2 protein-coding genes are annotated in these 1,791 nt (G+C 66.3%); one reads left to right on the top strand and one right to left on the bottom strand.

Going from position 1 to position 1,791, the window contains the following annotated elements:
- Positions 1–94: 94 nt before the first annotated feature.
- A complete protein-coding gene (locus AC1D00_RS39575) occupies positions 95–538 on the top strand; it encodes a hypothetical protein (protein WP_477014425.1) in 444 nt (147 codons plus the stop codon).
- Between the two features lie 2 nt (positions 539–540).
- Here AC1D00_RS39575 and AC1D00_RS39570 read toward each other — a convergent pair.
- A partial coding sequence (locus tag AC1D00_RS39570) for an ATP-binding protein (protein WP_477014424.1) occupies positions 541–1,791 on the bottom strand: 1,251 nt, incomplete at its 5' end.

Raw genomic sequence — 1,791 nt, 5'->3', positions numbered from 1 at the left:
GGTGGCAACTCGGCGACACGCGCGCCAGCGAGTTCATGGATTTCGACGCTGCCGGCCGCGTGGTGCGCAGCGAAGCCTTTTACGGAAAATAGACATGCGCCTTTCGGATTTCGTTCTGCTTCTCAATGCGCTCTGGTTCGTCGGCGCATTCATCCAGTTCAGCGTCGCCCAGCGCAACACGCTGAAGATATTGCTGCCGCGGGAAGAGCGCGGCAACCCGATCGCCCCGACCTTGGCGGCCAGCGTGGCGTTCCTGGGCGGGATCAATCTGCCGATCGGGCTCTTGTCGTTCTATCTTCTGGCGGCGCGTCCGTTCTTCTTCCAGCCGGTCGAGGCGCAGCTTGCGCTGTTCCTGTTCTGTGCCGGCTGCCTCKTCAGCCAGTTCGCCTATAACCTGCCGGTCCTGATGCGCGGCGGGCGCGTCGGGGTCGCCTACTGGCCGGTGTTGAAGGGCCCGATGCTCAGGATCTTCGTCATCGACGCGGCCCTGTTCGCGGCCAATCTTGGTGTCGCGGTTCTGCTCGCGTCGTCGTCCTGACGTCATCGTGGCGGCGCCGACAGCGCGGACCGCAGCATCGCCGCGAGGTCGTGCCGCCGGAACGGTTTTGTCAGAATGCGGGCATCGCCGAGCCCGTCGGGCGCCTTGACGGGATTTTGGGTGTAGCCGGAGGTGAAGAGCACCTTGAGCCCGGGCCGCAGCTGGGCAGCCTGTCTGGCAAGTTCCGGCCCGAACATGCCGCCGGGCATCACGACGTCGGTGAACAGCAGGTGGATGTCCCCCGGCTGGCGCAACAGGTCGAGCGCCGCGGGACCGTTCGGCGCCTCGATGACGCGGTAGCCGAGCGTCTTCAGCTCGTTCACGACATAGGCCCGCACCATGTCGTCGTCCTCGACGAAGAGAATGGTCTCGCTGCCGTCGGGTGCGGCGATCCGCTCCCGCGGTGATGGATCCTCGGTCGGCGGCGTTGCGAGGCGGGGAAAGAACAGCCTGACGATACTGCCGTGTCCCGGTTCGGACTGCATCTGCACCAGGCCGCCGGACTGCCGCACAAATCCGTAGACCATGCTGAGGCCAAGCCCGGTTCCCTTGCCGACCTCCTTGGTGGTGAAGAACGGCTCGAACGCGCGGCTCGCCACCTCGGCGGTCATGCCGCTGCCGGTGTCCGTCACCGCGACCATGACGTAGTCGCCGGGCCGCGGCTCGCCGTTGACGTCGACGTCGGTTTCTCCGAGCGAAGCGTTGCGCACCTCGACCGTCAGCTTGCCGCCGTCAGGCAAGGCGTCGCGCGCGTTGAGCACGAGGTTGAGCAGCGCAGTCGTCAGTTGGCCGGGATCGACGCTGGTCAACCACGCGTTCGCCTCGAGTGCGAAAGCGCACTCGATGTGCCCGCCCAGGGTCCGGCGCAGCAACGGCTCCATGTCGCGAACCTTGCTAGCGATGTCGATCTCTCGCGGCCTCAAGGGCTGCTTGCGCGCGAAGGCGAGCAGGCTCTGCGTCAGGTCGGAGCCGCGCTCGGCGGCGGTCGCGATGTCGCCGGCGATCCGGTGCAATTGCTTGTTCCCCACCAGACTGTCGGCAAGATGCTCCGCATTGCCGAGAATGACGGTCAGCAGATTGTTGAAATCGTGCGCCACGCCGCCGGTGAGCTGRCCCATGGCCTCCATCTTCTGGGACTGGCTGAGCTTCTGGTTGAGGTCCGCGATGGCGGCGCGTTGCTGCTGGAGCGACTCGGCGGTGTCGTTGAGCAGGCTCATCAGTCCGCCGAGCTCGCCGCCCGGATGGGGCGGTGG

Source organism: Bradyrhizobium sp. P2_E8 (assembly GCF_056403875.1).
This window is presented reverse-complemented; position numbering and strand designations above follow the sequence as displayed.